A 16,174-nucleotide genomic window follows, 5' to 3' on the forward strand; every position below is an offset into this window, starting at 1 on the left:
GTGCCCTCGGTGCCCGACTACATGGATCCTTGGGATGACGAGGCCAACGAGGTGCCCGAATCCGATACGCCGATAAGTGATCTAGCTGCTTTCGACGAGTACCTCCCGCCGGTGCCGAGCGGCACAGCAGTGCACAGTTGGGATTCGGAGCTGCCTGACGATGCGAATGATTCACCTGATGTCTTCTTCACGGTCAGCAATCCCGCTGGGAATGTAGCTGTCACTGCACTCCTGGGCGGGAGAATCGATCGCATCGATCTCCAACCCAGCGTTTGCAAAATGACCGAATCAGAATTGTCCGAAGAGATTGCGTTCCTTTCTGCGCTGGCCTCCCAGAAAGCGCTTGCCGCGCAACATGGTGTGATCACGCTGCTGATGCAGGACATGGGATACGAGGGCGGGCTTGTGCACGAGTTCTTGGAGCGCGATCTAGGGCTACCGTCGCCCGAGAGCTACGTCGAACGTGTTGCCACTGCTTTCTCCGGCCGATACGGGCAAGGATGACGATCCGTTTGCGTCGCGGTCGAACGCTGCTCGTACTGGTGCTCGTAATCGCAGTCCTCGCCGCATTGGCCACCTTTTGGTGGCTTCGCAACGGTCGATATGTGTACGGCCGGTGGGTCTGGCAACCCGAGCAGATCGAACTACTTCCGGACATGCGCCAAGCACCTGTAACGGGCTGGCGGACAAGCACCCTCGACCTCGGGCTGCCATCCCCAACTGCGAACGGATCCGCACCGACCATCGCGGCGAGCAATGTCCCCAGCGACCCGAAACCGCTGATCGGAGCATCAGGTGAACGCGCGTACTTCCTGGCCAACAGTTTGGCGAGTGCAGATCCGGAGTGGTGGTTGGCAGGTATCGATACCGGTGACGGCCATTGGGTCTTCGATGCCGTATTGCTCAGCACGGGCACGGTGGCACCTACCTGTCTGCTCAACGGACCGGACCAAATCCTTTGCGTCGAACGATCCAGCGAGGGAGGGGCGACGATCATCGATGCCGATTCGGGCAACGTGATCTATCGCGGACCCACGGACGTCAAAGCCAACAACGGCAGTTTGAATCTGAGACAACTCGGCCCCTACGCCGTCGCGACCTCACAGGACAAAGGCATCTACGGTATCGGCGACCGTGCTGAGACAACATGGTTCGTGCCAGGAGACGGATCACTGACTGCGGTGTCTGACGCACGCGTCGGCATGGAGGGTTCCGTGCTGAGCGCTCAGCGGAGCACCAATCCCCAGCGCGGAGATTCCGTGGTTTTCTCGGTGGCGGACGGTAGGCCAGTTGAGACGGACCTCGAGAAGGGCGCCAGCCTGCACGATCCTGTCGTCTATCCCGGCGGTTTCGCTGCAAACGTACAGTCGGAGGACCGTAGGTACCTCGGCACATACTTCTTCGACGAGTCCGGCAGAACGCTTGCCGAGGTAGACGGCAGGTTGGTCGGAAGCACGCTCATTGATCTGCCGGTGATCGCACTTGGCAACTCGGACGAAGTCACGGTGTTCACACCCGACGGGTTCCGCCTGCTTGATGTCGCCGACCAGGGTCTAAATCGGGTTGGGACCACCTTGTTCCACCTGGAAAACGGCACCCGGGAGTTTCCCGAATGGCGCCAGTACGACCTCAAGACCGGCGCCAAGGGTCCGGTGTGCGATTTCCCGATGCACCGTCTGCTCGGCACCGACGGTTCGGCGCTGGTGTTCGAGACCACGAATCGCCAGGCGGGACGTCTCGCCAGCGCCCGCGATATGGCCACCTGTGCGGACCTTTGGGTCCTTCCTGCGGAACCCAACTCGCTTCAACGGATATGGCGTATCGGCTCCAATCTGATTCAGCTGTCGGCCGATGGAACGGAACTCAGCTCACTCGTCCCGCCAAGACAGTGACTTAGGACGGAATTTCTCGGCAACGTGACGAGTTCCCCAAGTGTGGACTTTGCCTTCAAAACCTCACCGCAGAACACCACCTGGTCGGACATGTTGGCCATCTGGAAGACCGCCGATGACATCGACGTCTTCCAGTCGGGGTGGACCTTCGACCACTTCTACCCGATCTTCTCCGATTCGAGCGGTCCGTGCCTCGAGGGCTGGACGACGCTGACTGCGCTCGCCCAGGCCACCGAGCGGCTGCGGGTGGGCGTGCTGGTCACCGGCATCCATTACCGACACCCCGCCGTGCTGGCCAATATGGCCTCGGCGCTGGACATCATCTCGGGCGGTCGCCTGGAACTCGGGATCGGTGCCGGCTGGAACGAGGAGGAATCCGGTGCCTACGGCATCGAACTCGGCACCATCAAGGAACGCTTCGACCGCTTCGAGGAGGCGTGCCAGGTCCTCAAGGGCCTGCTGAGCCAGGAATCCACCACATTCGACGGCAAGTTCTACCAACTCAAGGACGCTCGCAACGAGCCGAAGGGCCCGCAGCAGCCACATCCCCCGTTCTGTATCGGCGGCAGCGGCGAGAAGCGAACCCTCCGGATCACCGCCAAGTACGCCGACCACTGGAACTTCGTGGGCGGCACACCGGAGGAGTTCGCCCGCAAGCGCGACGTGCTGGCAGCGCATTGCGCCGATATCGGTCGCGACCCGAAAGAGATCACGCTGTCGGCCCACATCCGGCTCGGCGAGGATCGCAACTATCGCAGAGTCGTGGAAGACGCCATAGCGTTGGGCGCCGAGGGCTTGGACCTCGCGATCATCTACTTGCCGCCGCCATATGATCCCGCGGTCCTTGAGCCCCTCGCCGAGACCATCAGGGATTCGGGGCTGCTGACCCGTTCCTAAATATGACGGTCACGAAATTATTACGATTCGGCAAACCCCGCTCGATCCGGTCCGCCGCTCGCCGGCGGACCGGTTCAGCAGCCGTATCGAAGTAACTCAGCCGACGTGATCAGCCGCTCGTGCTTAGCTGGAAAATCTCGGCTGCGACGCGGGTGACGTAACCATGACCAGGCGATTCGACTCACCCGTGACCGTGAATTGGGCGTCATGTACACGGTAGGAACTCCTACGGTCGGCGAATAGCTGCACCGTGGGGTCACTTTACTCCGACGACCCCTGTGCAGCCATTAGACACCTGTGACGCGGCTAACACCAACCGGCACGCCGATTAAAAATCGGATGTTTCTTGTGTGACTGATGTTGCTGGTGTGATTTGGTGGTAGTAGCTACCGGCAGGTCGGCACATCTCCGAGCCGACGCCTACCGCTGCGGTGCCGCCGTCGGCGCGATCGGTCGCGGCAGCGCCGACTCACCCATCAGGTAACGGTCCACGCCGGCCGCGGCGGCGCGGCCCTCGGCGATCGCCCACACGATGAGGGACTGCCCACGACCCATATCACCGGCTACGAACACGCCCGGCACATTGGTCTGGAAGTCCTTGTCACGGGCGACATTGCCGCGATCGGTCAGCTCGACGCCGAGGTCGGTGAGCAGCCCCTCGCGCTCAGGACCCACGAAACCCATCGCCAGAAAGACGATATCGGCCTCGAGTTCGAAGTCCGACCCCTCGACCTTCTCGAACTTCCCGGCCTTCATCTGCACCTCGTGCACCTTCAGCGAGGTCACTCGGCCGTCGGTTCCGCAGAACGCTTCGGTGTTCACCGAGAAGACGCGCTCGCCACCCTCTTCGTGCGCCGAAGCCACCCGGTACATCAGCGGATACGTCGGCCACGGGGTCGACTCGGCCCGTGTCTCCGGCGGACGCGGCATGATCTCGAACTGGTGGACGCTGGCCGCACCCTGCCGGTGCGCGGTGCCCAGGCAGTCGGCACCGGTGTCACCACCGCCGATGATGACGACCTTCTTGCCCTTGGCGGTGATCGGCGGTTCGCCGTCTGCCCCGGCGACGTCGTCACCCTGCTGCAGGCGGTTGGCCCACGGCAGGTACTCCATCGCCTGATGGATGCCGTCGAGTTCGCGGCCGGGGATCGGCAGGTCGCGCCAGGCGGCGGCACCGCCGGCGAGCACGACGGCGTCGTACTCCTCATCCAACTGCTCGACGGTGATGTCCACGCCGACGTTCACACCGGTGCGGAACTGCGTACCTTCGGCCGCCATCTGCTCCAGCCGGCGGTCGATATGACGCTTTTCCATCTTGAATTCGGGGATCCCGTAGCGCAGCAGCCCGCCGATCCGGTCAGCCCGCTCGAAGACCGTGACGCTGTGGCCGGCCCTCGTCAATTGCTGTGCGGCAGCCAACCCGGCCGGGCCGGAGCCGACGACGGCGACCTTCTTCATCGTCCGCACGGTCGGGACCATCGGCGTGACCCAACCCTGGTCGAAGGCGTTGTCGATCAGCTCGACCTCGACCTGCTTGATGGTCACCGGGTCTTGGTTGATACCGAGCACACAGGACGCCTCGCACGGGGCGGGACACAGCCGGCCGGTGAACTCCGGGAAATTGTTGGTGGCGTGCAGCCGCTCGATACCGTCGCGCCAACGATCCCGGTACACCAGGTCGTTCCACTCGGGGATCAGGTTGCCCAAAGGACAACCGTTGTGGCAGAACGGGATACCGCAGTCCATACACCGCGAGGCCTGCACCTGCAGGGTCTCGTGGTCGAACTCCTCGTAGACCTCTTTCCAGTCCTGCAGGCGCAGGTCGACCGGCCGGCGGGGCGGGGTCTGACGGACGGTGTGCTTCAGGAAACCGCTCGGATCAGCCACGGGCCGCCGCCATGATCGCCTCGCCCACGTCCTGGCCGGAGTTCTCGGCCTCCTCGATTGCCACCAACACCCGCTTGTAATCACGGGGCATCACCTTGACGAACTGCTTGGCCGCACCATCCCAGTCGGCCAGGATGCGGCGGCCCACCGCCGAATCCGTCGTATCGACATGCGCCACGATCATCTCCTGCAACACCTCGAGGTCCTCGGCGCTCAGGTCGTCCAGATCGACCATCTCGCCGTTCACATTGCCGGGCAGTCGCCCGTCCGGGTCGTAGACATACGCGACACCGCCAGACATGCCTGCCGCGAAGTTGCGGCCGGTGCGGCCGAGGATCACGACCTTGCCACCGGTCATGTACTCACACCCGTGGTCGCCCACACCCTCGACGACGGCGTGCGCACCCGAGTTGCGCACCGCGAATCGCTCACCGACCTGACCGCGCAGGTACGCCTGCCCGGTCGTCGCACCGAACAGGATCACGTTGCCGGCGATGATGTTGTCCTCGGCCACATAATCACTCGGCGCGTTGCCCGGCGGACGCACGACGATCCGACCACCGGAAAGACCCTTGCCGACATAGTCATTCGCGTCACCGTGCACCCGCAGCGTGATACCGCGCGGCACGAAAGCACCGAAACTGTTACCGGCGGAACCCTCGAAGGTGATGTCGATGGTGCCGTCGGGAAGTCCCTCACCGCCATAGGCTTTGGTGACCTCGTGGCCCAGCATCGTGCCGACGGTCCGGTTGACGTTGGCGATCTTTGTCGTGAACCGCACCGGCGTGCCGGCATCCAGCGCCTCGCGGCACTGGGTGATCAGCTGCTGATCCAGCGCCTTGTCCAGACCATGATCCTGGCGCGAGCTGCAGTACAGGTCCTGGTTCATGAACGCCGACTCGGGCTCGTGCAACACCGGCGCGAGATCCAGCTTGTGCGCCTTCCAGTGCGCGGAGGCCTGACTGGTGTCCAGGGCACCCACCTGGCCGACCATCTCGTTGACGGTGCGGAAACCCAACTGCGCCATCAGTTCCCGAACCTCTTCTGCGATGAACATGAAGAAGTTCTCCACGAACTCGGGCTTGCCGTTGAAGCGCTCGCGCAGCACCGGATTCTGAGTGGCCACACCCACCGGGCAGGTGTCCAGATGGCAGACGCGCATCATGATGCAGCCCGAGACCACCAGCGGCGCGGTGGCGAATCCGAACTCCTCGCCACCGAGCAGGGCGGCGATCACCACATCGCGACCGGTCTTGAGCTGACCGTCCACCTGGACCACGATGCGATCGCGAAGACCGTTGAGCAGGAGGGTCTGCTGGGTCTCGGCAAGCCCGAGCTCCCAGGGGGCGCCGGCATGCTTTTGCGAGGTCAGCGGGGTGGCACCGGTACCGCCGTCGTGCCCGGAGATCAACACCACGTCGGCGTGCGCTTTCGAGACACCCGCAGCGACGGTGCCGACACCGTTCTCGCTGACCAGTTTGACGTGGATGCGCGCCGACGGGTTGGCGTTCTTCAGATCGTGGATCAGCTGCGCCAGATCCTCGATCGAGTAGATGTCATGGTGCGGCGGCGGAGAGATCAGGCCGACACCTGGTGTGGAGTGCCGCACCTCGGCGACCCACGGGTACACCTTGTGGCCCGGGAGTTGGCCGCCCTCACCGGGTTTGGCGCCCTGGGCCATCTTGATCTGGATATCGGTGCAGTTGGTCAGGTAGTGGCTGGTCACACCGAAGCGGCCGGACGCCACCTGCTTGATGGCACTGCGCCGCCAGTCCCCGTTCTCGTCGGGTTCGAAGCGATCGACGCTCTCGCCGCCCTCACCGGAGTTCGAGCGTCCGCCGAGCCGGTTCATGGCGATGGCCAGCGTCTCGTGCGCCTCGGCCGAGATGGAGCCGTAGCTCATGGCACCGGTCGAGAAGCGTTTGACGATCTCACTGGCCGGCTCGACCTCGTCGAGGGGAACCGGTTCGCGCACACCCTCTTTGAACTTCAGCAGGCCGCGCAGCGAGGCCATCCGCTCGCTCTGGTCATCGACCAGCTTGGTGTACTCCTTGAACACCTCGTACTGCCCGGTGCGGGTGGAGTGCTGCAGCTTGAACACGGTGTCGGGGTTGAACAGGTGGTATTCGCCCTCGCGGCGCCACTGGTACTCACCGCCGACCTCGAGCTCACGGTGCGCCCACTCGTCGGGCCGGTCCAGATACGCCAGCTCGTGGCGGGCCGCGACATCGGCGGCGATATCGTCGAGATCGATACCGCCGGTGGGGCAATGCAGCCCGGAGAAGTACTCGTCGAGCACCCGCTGGTTGATGCCGATGGCCTGGAACAGCTGGGCGCCGGTGTAGGAGGCCAGTGTGGAGATGCCCATCTTGGACATCACCTTCAGCACGCCCTTGCCTGCGGCCTTGACGTAGTTGGCCTTGGCCTGATCGCTGCTCAGACCGGTGATGACACCGCGGTCGATCATGTCGTCGATCGACTCGAAGGCCATGTAGGGGTTGATCGCGGCGGCGCCGAAACCACACAGCATCGCCATGTGGTGCACCTCGCGGGCATCACCGGACTCGACGACCAGCCCGACCTGGGTGCGGGTGCGCTCGCGGACCAGATGGTGGTGCACGGCGGCAACCGAGAGCAACGACGGGATCGGAGCCAGCCACTCGGTGGATTCGCGGTCGGAGAGCACGATGATGCGGGCCCCGTTGCGGATGGCCTGGCTGACCTTGGTGCGGACGTCCTCCAGCGCGCGGCGCAGACCGGCACCGCCATCGGCGACGGGGTACAGGCAGCTCACCACCGCGGCGCGCATGCCGTGCTTGTGGCCGTTGATCTCGTGGTCGGGGTCGACGTCGACGAGCTTGGACAGATCGGCGTTACGCAGGATCGGCTGCGGCAGCACGATCTGGCGGCACGAGTTCTCGTCCGGGTTGAGCAGGTCACCTTCGGGGCCGACGGTGCCCTGCAGGCTGGTCACCACCTCTTCGCGGATGGCGTCCAGTGGCGGGTTGGTCACCTGGGCGAACAGCTGCTGGAAGTAGTCGTAGAGCATCCGCGGCCGCTGCGACAGCACGGCGATCGGGGTGTCGGTGCCCATCGAGCCCAACGCCTCGGCACCGGTGCGCGCCATCGGCGCCACCAACAGGTTGAGCTCCTCGTAGGTGTAACCGAACGCCTGCTGACGCAGCACCACGCGGTGGTGCGGCATCTTGACGTACTTGCCGGGCGGCAGATCGTCGACGTGGAAGAGACCGGCGTCCAGCCACTCCTGATAGGGGTGCTCGGCGGCGAGCTGCGACTTGATCTCCTCGTCGGAGACGATGCGACCCTGCGCGGTGTCGACGAGGAACATGCGGCCCGGCTGCAACCGGATCTTCTGTACGACGGTCGACGGGTCGAGGTCCAGGACACCGGCCTCCGAGGCCATCACGACCAGACCGTCCTGGGTCACCCAGATGCGCGACGGGCGCAGTCCGTTGCGGTCGAGCACGGCGCCGATGACGGTGCCATCGGTGAAGCAGACTGACGCCGGTCCGTCCCACGGCTCCATCAGCGAGCCGTGGTACTGGTAGAACGCCCGCAGCGCGGGGTCCATCTCGGTATTGCGCTCCCAGGCCTCCGGGATCATCATCAGCACCGCGTGCGCGATGCTGCGACCGCCCAAGTGCAGCAGTTCGAGCACCTCGTCGAAGCGGGCGGTGTCCGATGCGCCCGGGGTACAGACCGGGAAGATCTTGTTCAGGTCGTTGTGGTACCCGAACACGTCGGTGTGGATGAGCGCCTCACGGGCCTTCATCCAGTTCTCGTTGCCGGTGACGGTGTTGATCTCACCGTTGTGGGCGACCCGGCGGAACGGATGCGCCAGCGGCCACGACGGGAACGTGTTGGTGGAGAACCGTGAGTGCACGATGCCCAGCGCGCTGGTCAGCCGCTCGTCCTGCAAGTCCAGGTAGAAAGCGCGCAGCTGCGGGGTGGTCAGCATGCCCTTGTAGACGAATGTCTGTCCGGAAAGGCTTGGAAAGTAGACGGTTTCACGCCCGGGGCCGTCCTGACCGGGGCCCTTGGTGCCCAGCTCGTGCTCTGCGCGCTTGCGGATCACGTATGCCCGACGCTCCAGATCCATGCCGGAGGCACCGGCGATGAAGACCTGTCGCAGCGTCGGCATGGCATCGCGGGCGAGCGCACCCAGGGAGGAATCGTCGTGCGGGACGTCGCGCCAGCCGAGCAGCTGCAGCCCCTCGGCCTCGACGATCTTCTGCACGGCCTCGCAGGCCAGATTCGCGTCGCGTGCGGACTGCGGGAGGAAAGCGATACCGGTGGCGTAGCTGCCCTCGGCGGGAAGCTCGAAGCCGAGGCCCTGCTCTTTGATCACCGCTCGCAGGAATTCGTCGGGAACCTGAATCAGGATGCCCGCACCGTCACCGGTGTTGGGCTCGGCCCCGGCGGCACCCCGGTGCTCGAGGTTCAGCAGCGCGGTAATCGCCTTGTCGACGATGTCGCGACTGCGACGACCGTGCATATCGGCCACCATGGCCACGCCGCATGAGTCGTGCTCGTATGCGGGGTTGTAGAGGCCGCTGGGCACATTTCCCATCGGTAATCCACCTGACCCTTACTCTCATGCCTGCGTGAATCGGCGTCCACTGTCGGCAGCTACCAGTGGCCTGGCGTTCGCGGCGCCTTCGTGCAGCACTGAACGACGGCGTTTACCCACTCGCCACAAGTTGCCAAAACGATATGACAAAGACCGCAAGGCATGCCAACTTAGCCAGACCTAACTACACTATGTGGCCCGTTTTGATCCGGACCGGCGCAACCACCGGTCGAACCATCCAATGCCGCTGTGCGCCAGACTATTTCGCCACCAGCCCACCGGCTACGCAACGACCAGCTCTCGCACCCCCGCCGCCCACCCTTCCCGCGTTTGTTTGCCAAAGACTTGATAATGTGTCTTGAACTGGGATTTTGATGTTCGATTAATTTGCCCAAAGACTAGCCAGATTCTTAGAGAAGACCATCGCCCGAGTTGCAGATACCCCTGGGTGGTATGGGTTGCGTCCGGCGGGGTGAAGCTGAACGGTGATGTCATACCCACTGAACACACCTGTCGGCCGCTTCGGCATACGCGATGTCGACCAGGGACCGACCACGTATTCGGCCACCCTGCCGGTTGCCGCCTGGCGTAATCCGTTCACCGGGGCGCCGAGCTTGGCCGCCGTGGGAGTTCTGGTCGATCACATTGCCGGCTATCCCAACCATGCTCGCCGGCCTGACGGCCATTGGACGGTAACCAGTGAACTGGCAATCGAATTCTGTCCGGACGCACAGCACACGCTGACCACCGATGACGCCGCGCCGATAATGGCGACCAGTCGGACACTCGGCGTACCGACCGGAACATCGCTGTCGGTATGCGACCTCACGCACGGTGGCCGACCCATCGGCCACGCCACCATACGTTCCTTCTACATCGGAGCCGGTTCGGGTAACGCAAATCCGCCCGGCCCGGAGCCGGAATCCGACTCGATTCTGCCGACCGACCTGAGCGATCTGCTGGCCGTCGAGGTTGCCGAGCCAGGCGGTGCGGCCGGCGGCGCACGGGTGCTCCGCCAGCACCCACACCCGGCGATCAACAATCATCTCGGCGCCGTGCACGGCGGAATCGTGGCCGCCGGACTGGAGCTGGTGGCAGCCGCTGCCCTGAACACCGACCCGGCGCAGCGACCACTGCACACCGCGTCGCTGCGGATCAATTATCTGCGCCGGCTGGTCGGCGGAGGCCAGGCTCACTACCGTGGGACCGCTCTGCACGCCGGCCGGAGCAGCGGGGTGGCCGAAGCCCAGGGCATCGATGCCGATGGCCGCTTGGCGCTGACCGCGCGCCTGACGGCATACCGGGACTAGATCACGTGGCAGTGGAGATTCGGCAGCGCCGCGTCTCCGTTGCGAAGAGATTGGGTCTCAACCGATCCGATCAGCGCGCTCGCGGTGGGACTCTCGGCGAATCAGCTGTTGCCCGACCATAGGAGCGGCGCCATGTCCACACCCACCATGACACATCGACTCGCAGCCGAGTTCATCGGAACCTTCTGGCTTGTTTTCGGCGGATGCGGCAGCGCCGTATTCGCCGCCAAGTTCCTCGCCGGTGACGGCGTGTCACTCGGAATCGGCTTCCTCGGCGTCGCATTGGCGTTCGGACTGACAGTGCTCACCGGTGTGTACGCCTTCGGCACCATCTCCGGTGGGCATTTCAATCCTGCAGTGACGCTGGGCGCGGCACTGGCCAAGCGCGTGGAGTGGAGCGCGGTCCTGCCGTACTGGATCGTCCAGGTGATCGGTGGGTTCGCCGGCGGCGCACTCATCTACATGATCGCGAGCGGTGCACCGGAGTGGAGCGCCACCGGCAACATGGCTGCCAATGGGTACGGAGTGCACTCACCCGGCGGATACTCCATGTGGGCCGTGCTCATCACCGAAGTGGTACTGACCTTCATCTTCCTGTTGGTCATCCTCGGTTCCACCGATGACCGTGCCCCGAAGGGCTTCGCCGGGCTGGCAATCGGTTTGACGCTCACCCTGATCCACCTGATCTCGATCCCGATATCGAACACCTCGGTCAACCCGGCACGCTCCACCGGCGTCGCACTGTTCAACGCCGATGGAGCGCCGAGCCAACTCTGGTTGTTCTGGCTTGCCCCGCTGCTGGGAGCGGCCATAGCCGGGATCGCCTACCCGCTGTTGTTCGGTGTCGCAGAGGAACTCGCGAATCGTCCGGTTCGGGACGACGCGCTCGACGCGCGCTGAACGCGATCAGCGCGCTTGGTCAGCGGCGCCCTTTTCGGTCGACTTCCCCTCGTGCACGAGCGTGCCACCGGCACTCTCCAGATGCGCCCGGACGAACCACTGGAACTTCTCCAACTCGCCGGCGTGGCCGATCAGCATGTCTTGGGACACAAGATCGATGTCATCGAGTCGCTCGATGTTCTTGCGGGTGTCCTCGATGATGCCGGTGTAGACCAGATCAAGGGCTGCCAGATGGGCCTGTACCTTGTCGCGGTTCACCGAGTAGTCATCCCAGCTACGGTCGTTGATGATCGCGCCCGGCGTGCCCAGCGGCGACGCACCCAGTGCCGCAATACGTTCGGCGACTTCGTCGGCGTATCCGCGAACGAGGTCAACCTGCGGGTCGATCATCTCGTGCACGCCGATGAAGTTCGGCCCGACCACATTCCAGTGCACATGCTTGAGGGTCAGGTGCAGGTCGTTGTAGCGGCTGAGTTGTTTCTGCAGCAGTTCGGCCACCTCGCTGCCCTGCTTGTCGGACAGCCCGGGGATGGTGAACGAGGTCATGGTCGCTCCTTCGCGTGACGTCATGGTGTCTTCGGCATCGACGTGCCTGCCGGTCGTTTACCCAACCGCGCCGCCCGGTAATCACCGCTCGATCAGAGCGCCCGCAGGTTAGGGATGGCTTGCCTTGGCGCTCGACGCGGGTTGACTGCTAGACCACTGGCATAGAGCAGCCGCACCGCACGCTGACGATGCGGCCGCACCGGCTCGAGCAATTCCACCATCGCCGCATCGTCGATCGGTACGCCGAGCAGGCTCATTCCGACTGTGGTCGCGAGATGGTAATCGCCGACCGAGATTTCGTCCGCGTCGCCGAATGCGCGCTGCACCGTTTCGGCAGCGGTCCATATGCCTACCCCCGGCAGCGATCTCAGGCCGCGCACCGCGCGCTCGGCGGTCAACCGCTCCAATGCCTCACCGCGCTGTGCGCACCCGACGACGGTCCGGGCCCGGCCGGGGTCCACGTTGGCCAGGTGGAACTCCCAGGACGGAATGCGCCGCCACACCTCCGCGCTCGGCGGTACCCGCATACCGGCCGGTGCGGGACCAGGGGCCGGCTGGCCGAACTTCGTGGTGAGGATGCGCCAGGCCCGGAATGCGTCCTTGCCGTAGACCCGCTGTTCGATGACTGCCGGGATCAAGGCCTCCAGCACGCGACCGGTGCGGCCCAGCCGCAGGTGCGGCACCCGCCGCTGCGCCGCGGCGATGGTGGGATCGGCGGGCGCGAATCCGGCATCGTCGTCGTCGAGGCCCAGCAGGGCGGGCAGACCGTCGAGGAATTCGGCCGCCCCGGCACCCCACGCTTCACATTCCACAGTGTCGACGGCGGTCTTGGCGATGTGGGCGGTGACCGGGCCGGTGCGCATTAGCGAGGTGCGCCAGGTGTCCGCGCCGACGATCTGAAAGCACGGGTCGGCACTGCCACGACGCAACGGGGCCAGCGTCAGACCGGGACTGACGGGCCCGTCGAACCTGAGCGTGGCGGACGGCACGCCACCAATCTAGGACAGTTCTATTCGCGCCTTGTCCGGATAGAAGGCGACCCGGCCGGCGATCTCGGCGACCGCCGGATAGGGCTGCTGATAGCTCCAGATGACGTCGGGCAGGTCGCCGACGTTGTAGTAGTTCGCGTCGCCCTTGTACGGGCAGTAGGTCGTCGTCGTGCTGGCCGCGAGCAGCGCGGGATCGACGTCGGCCAGCGGGATGTACTGGACCGGCGGATAGCTCGCCTCCTGCAGGGTCAGCGCGTCATCGGTCCGGGCCACGACGGCATCGCCGACGGTGACGGTCACCCGCCGTCCGGTGGGCGTGATGGTGATCGGGTGCTCGGCGCTGGGCTGCCGGGGTTGCCGCACTGTCATGGCACTGTCAACGCGGTGGAGGCGAGCGTGATTCCCGTCACCGCACGATGGTTACCATCGCTGGCATGAGTGCACCGGTACAAGCGTCCGTCACCATCGCCGCCGAGCCCGCCGCGGTCTACTCGTTGATCACCGATCTGGCGACATTGGCGTCGTTGGCCGAGGAGGCGCACGCCATGTCGTGGACGAAGGGGACCGCGGCCGCACCCGGTGCGGTGTTCAAGGGGCAGAACCGCAACGGTGCGAAGTCCTGGAGCACCACTTGCACCGTCACCGCGGCCGATCCCGGCAGCGCCTTCGCCTTCGACGTGACGTCGGCGATCCTGCCGATCGCGCACTGGCGCTACGACATCGTCGCCGTCGAGGGCGGCTGCACGGTCACCGAATCGGTGTGGGATCGCCGCGCTGGGTGGTTCAAGAAGGTCGCCGGACTGGTCACCGGCGTGAGTGACCGCGACAACGCCAATGCCGAACACATCCGGCTGACCTTGCAGCGCCTCAAGCAGCGCGCGGAAGCCTAGGGTTTGCGGGTGATCAGATCGGCCACCCGCGCGATCGGCGATGTCGCCGCCGATCCGCTGCGTGCTTCGTGCCGGTCGGCCATCTTGTACGCGGTGTAGAGACCGCGCACCCCGATCCAGCGCAGCGGTTCGGGTTCCCAGTTGCGCGACTGGTGGCCGACCCACGGCAACCGGGTGCGCTCGGTCCGGTGGCCCAGGACCAGGTCGGCCAGCGTGCGTCCGGCCAGATTGGTGGCGGTCACCCCGTGCCCGACATAGCCGCCCGCCCAGCCGAGGCCGCTCGCACGATCCAGCGCCACCCCGGCCTCCCAGTCCCGCGGGACGGCCAGCACCCCACACCAGCCGTGCGCAATGGGCACCTGCCGCACCTGGGGTAGCAGCGAGTGCAGCACCTCGGTGAGCGATCGGATGGTCCGCGCGGGCACCCGGCCGTCATTGTCGGTCCGGGAGCCGAACCGGTAGGGCACACTGCGTCCGCCGATGGCGATCCGGTCGTCGACGGTGCGCTGGGCGTAGAAGAAGCCGTGCGCAGTATCGCCGACGAGTTCTGCTTCTCGCCAACCGATCTCATCCCACAGCTCGGCGGAGATGGGCTCGGTGGCAATCATCGAGCTGTTCATCGGCAGCCAGCGACGGTGCAGACCGGGCAGCGCCGAGGTGAATCCCTCGGTGGCGCGCAGCACGATGGGCGCCCGCACGGTTCCGCTCACGGTCACGGCACGCCCCTGGGCGATCTCGTGGACCGGTGACCGCTCGTAGAGTGCGACACCGAGGCGTTCGACGGTTTTCGCCAGACCCCGCACCAGCGCGGCAGGTTGGATACGCGCACAGTGCGGGCTGTGATAGGCCGAGAGCATGCCGTCGAAGTCGATCCGTTGCGCCGCTTCCTCTTTGGTCAGTTCGGTGACATCGTTGAGCCACCTGCGCTCCTCGGCGACTGCGGCGGACAACCGAGCGGCCTGCGCCGGATTACGCGCGATCTCAAGATTGCCGCCCTTGACGGCGCCGGCGTCGATGCCCTCGGAGGCGGCAACCGCGATCACCTCGTCGACCGCGTCGTTCAACGCCTGCTGCCAGGCGATAACCTTCTCTCGGCCATGGCTTTTCGCCATCCTGTTGCGGTCCCCGGGGACCAGGCCGGACAACCAACCGCCGTTCCGCCCTGACGCGCCGTAGCCGGCGAATCTCGCCTCGAGCACCGTGACCCGCAGGGATGGGTCGGACTTTTTGAGGTAGTAGGCCGTCCACAATCCGGTGTATCCGGCGCCGACGATGCACACATCGGCATCGCGATCACCCGGCAGTCCGGGGCGCGGCGTCGGGAGAGTGTCGAACCAGTGCGATACCTGACCGTTGATCGTGGGCACCTGACGATTCTGCCAGTCACGTTGTCGGTGGTCAGGCGGATGGTGGGGCCCAAGCACTCACGGAAGGGGCCACATCATGTGCTGGCAATGCGATCATCCCGGAGCCACCCGGGCCGACTATTTGGAAGTCCTGCGCCGCGCGGCGAGAGAGACCGGCTGGGCCGTGCAGTACGTCGAGACCGATCCACCATTCGCGTACACCATCGGCTTGGCCGATGCGGGGCTGCCGGAACTACTCATCACCGGCCTGCCGCCGGAACCTTCCCTGGGTCTGTTGAACGCCGCGGCTCACTACATGGTGCACGAGACTGAGCCGGTGCCCGGCGACACCATGTCCTTTGGGGACGATGTGGTGGCCGAATTCGTCGAGGTGAGCGCACCCGACGTGCACACGGGGTGGGCGGCGGCCTACCACGGCGGACCCGTTCGAGGCATGCAGGTTGCCTGGCGCGATCACGACGGCCACTCCCCATGGTGTCCCGATTTCAATCTCGGCGGTCCGCGACAACCTGTGCTGGGTATTCGGGGGCCGACCGAGGGCTGACGCGGAGTGTAGGTGACCCCGCCCCGTCCGCGGGCTCGCACGAGCTGTCACACCCTGGTGGCACAATCGAACGTATGAGCGAACGGTCGGGTGTGGGGGTTCACCTCGATGCCGCGCGCGATCAGCTGCGCACCGAACGGGTCGCCGTGGCAGCGAAGGTGCTCGCGGCGGGCCGGTTCGCACTGGCCCGGATGGCCGAACTCGGGCACGAGTTCGACGATCTGATCGTCGATGACTGGGAACTGGTCGCCGCCGAACTGGGCGCCGAGCTCGGGATCAGCCGAGGCCGGGCCTGCACGCTGATCACCCAGGGCCGTGACCTGCTCACCCGGCTCCCGGTCTTCGCCCAGGTCTTCGCCGG

The 16,174-nt window shown here is 65.3% G+C and carries 14 protein-coding genes; 8 read left to right on the forward strand and 6 right to left on the reverse strand.

The window, feature by feature from the left end:
* Window positions 1-9: 9 nt before the first annotated feature.
* The 3 genes from IC40_RS27000 to IC40_RS0126230 are packed head-to-tail and all read left to right on the forward strand — an operon-like array spanning window position 10 to window position 2,789.
* A complete protein-coding gene (locus IC40_RS27000; RefSeq protein WP_138158207.1) occupies window positions 10-504 on the forward strand; it encodes a YbaB/EbfC family DNA-binding protein in 495 nt (164 codons plus the stop codon).
* Entirely contained in the window at window positions 501-1,892 is a 1,392-nt protein-coding gene (locus IC40_RS0126225; RefSeq protein WP_030137619.1) for a 9-bladed beta-propeller domain-containing protein, read from the forward strand. The genes IC40_RS27000 and IC40_RS0126225 overlap by 4 nt, the downstream gene beginning before the upstream one ends.
* A gap of 42 nt (window positions 1,893-1,934) precedes the next feature.
* Window positions 1,935-2,789, forward strand: a complete 855-nt coding sequence (locus IC40_RS0126230; protein WP_030137620.1) for an LLM class F420-dependent oxidoreductase — start codon at window positions 1,935-1,937, stop codon at window positions 2,787-2,789.
* Window positions 2,790-3,209: 420 nt separating this feature from the next.
* Here the strand turns inward: IC40_RS0126230 and IC40_RS0126235 are convergent, their stop codons facing one another.
* Together IC40_RS0126235 and gltB are read right to left on the reverse strand one after the other, a co-directional pair.
* Window positions 3,210-4,676, reverse strand: coding sequence for a glutamate synthase subunit beta (locus IC40_RS0126235; RefSeq protein ID WP_030137621.1), 1,467 nt, complete (start codon window positions 4,674-4,676; stop codon window positions 3,210-3,212).
* The gene (gene gltB, locus IC40_RS0126240) at window positions 4,669-9,267 is read right to left on the reverse strand and encodes a glutamate synthase large subunit (protein WP_030137622.1); all 4,599 of its coding nucleotides are present in this window, start codon (window positions 9,265-9,267) and stop codon (window positions 4,669-4,671) included. The genes IC40_RS0126235 and gltB overlap by 8 nt, the downstream gene beginning before the upstream one ends.
* A gap of 488 nt (window positions 9,268-9,755) precedes the next feature.
* On the opposite strand from gltB, the gene IC40_RS0126245 reads away from it, so the two are divergent.
* Entirely contained in the window at window positions 9,756-10,577 is an 822-nt protein-coding gene (locus IC40_RS0126245) for a PaaI family thioesterase (protein WP_030137623.1), read from the forward strand.
* Window positions 10,578-10,709: 132 nt separating this feature from the next.
* Complete coding sequence (gene aqpZ, locus IC40_RS0126250; RefSeq protein ID WP_030137624.1) at window positions 10,710-11,477, forward strand: aquaporin Z; 768 nt, start codon at window positions 10,710-10,712, stop codon at window positions 11,475-11,477.
* A gap of 6 nt (window positions 11,478-11,483) precedes the next feature.
* Here aqpZ and IC40_RS0126255 read toward each other — a convergent pair whose 3' ends face one another.
* The 3 genes from IC40_RS0126255 to IC40_RS0126265 all read right to left on the reverse strand — a co-directional run bounded on the left by IC40_RS0126255 (window position 11,484) and on the right by IC40_RS0126265 (window position 13,381).
* The gene (locus IC40_RS0126255) at window positions 11,484-12,023 is read right to left on the reverse strand and encodes a Dps family protein (protein ID WP_030137625.1); all 540 of its coding nucleotides are present in this window, start codon (window positions 12,021-12,023) and stop codon (window positions 11,484-11,486) included.
* A gap of 92 nt (window positions 12,024-12,115) precedes the next feature.
* Entirely contained in the window at window positions 12,116-13,012 is an 897-nt protein-coding gene (locus IC40_RS0126260; protein ID WP_030137626.1) for a DNA-3-methyladenine glycosylase family protein, read from the reverse strand.
* Between the two features lie 9 nt (window positions 13,013-13,021).
* Window positions 13,022-13,381, reverse strand: a complete 360-nt coding sequence (locus IC40_RS0126265; protein ID WP_030137627.1) for a DUF427 domain-containing protein — start codon at window positions 13,379-13,381, stop codon at window positions 13,022-13,024.
* A gap of 65 nt (window positions 13,382-13,446) precedes the next feature.
* Between IC40_RS0126265 and IC40_RS0126270 the strand changes: the two genes are divergently transcribed.
* On the forward strand, window positions 13,447-13,902 hold the full coding sequence (locus tag IC40_RS0126270; RefSeq protein WP_030137628.1) for an SRPBCC family protein: 456 nt from the start codon (window positions 13,447-13,449) through the stop codon (window positions 13,900-13,902).
* Here IC40_RS0126270 and IC40_RS0126275 read toward each other — a convergent pair.
* Window positions 13,899-15,269, reverse strand: a complete 1,371-nt coding sequence (locus IC40_RS0126275; RefSeq protein WP_030137629.1) for an NAD(P)/FAD-dependent oxidoreductase — start codon at window positions 15,267-15,269, stop codon at window positions 13,899-13,901. The genes IC40_RS0126270 and IC40_RS0126275 overlap by 4 nt on opposite strands.
* Before the next feature lie 76 nt (window positions 15,270-15,345).
* Between IC40_RS0126275 and IC40_RS0126280 the strand changes: the two genes are divergently transcribed.
* Both IC40_RS0126280 and IC40_RS0126285 read left to right on the forward strand, forming a co-directional pair.
* On the forward strand, window positions 15,346-15,813 hold the full coding sequence (locus tag IC40_RS0126280) for a DUF4262 domain-containing protein (RefSeq protein ID WP_030137630.1): 468 nt from the start codon (window positions 15,346-15,348) through the stop codon (window positions 15,811-15,813).
* 74 nt (window positions 15,814-15,887) lie between these two features.
* Window positions 15,888-16,174, forward strand: a 287-nt coding sequence (locus tag IC40_RS0126285; protein ID WP_030137631.1) for a DUF222 domain-containing protein, incomplete at its 3' end; no start/stop codon positions are given.

Origin of the sequence: Mycolicibacterium neoaurum ATCC 25795 (assembly GCF_000691525.1) — a bacterium.
Classification (GTDB): domain Bacteria; phylum Actinomycetota; class Actinomycetes; order Mycobacteriales; family Mycobacteriaceae; genus Mycobacterium; species Mycobacterium neoaurum.

Excerpts from the sequence above, each read along its gene's own strand:
- IC40_RS0126225 (WP_030137619.1), top strand. The coding sequence starts at position 501 with ATGACGATCCGTTTGCGTCGCGGTCGAACGCTGCTCGTACTGGTGCTC.
- gltB (WP_030137622.1), bottom strand. The coding sequence starts at position 9,267 with ATGGGAAATGTGCCCAGCGGCCTCTACAACCCCGCATACGAGCACGAC.
- IC40_RS0126245 (WP_030137623.1), top strand. The coding sequence starts at position 9,756 with ATGTCATACCCACTGAACACACCTGTCGGCCGCTTCGGCATACGCGAT.
- aqpZ (WP_030137624.1), top strand. The coding sequence starts at position 10,710 with ATGTCCACACCCACCATGACACATCGACTCGCAGCCGAGTTCATCGGA.
- IC40_RS0126255 (WP_030137625.1), bottom strand. The coding sequence starts at position 12,023 with ATGACCTCGTTCACCATCCCCGGGCTGTCCGACAAGCAGGGCAGCGAG.
- IC40_RS0126265 (WP_030137627.1), bottom strand. The coding sequence starts at position 13,381 with ATGACAGTGCGGCAACCCCGGCAGCCCAGCGCCGAGCACCCGATCACC.
- IC40_RS0126270 (WP_030137628.1), top strand. The coding sequence starts at position 13,447 with ATGAGTGCACCGGTACAAGCGTCCGTCACCATCGCCGCCGAGCCCGCC.
- IC40_RS0126280 (WP_030137630.1), top strand. The coding sequence starts at position 15,346 with ATGTGCTGGCAATGCGATCATCCCGGAGCCACCCGGGCCGACTATTTG.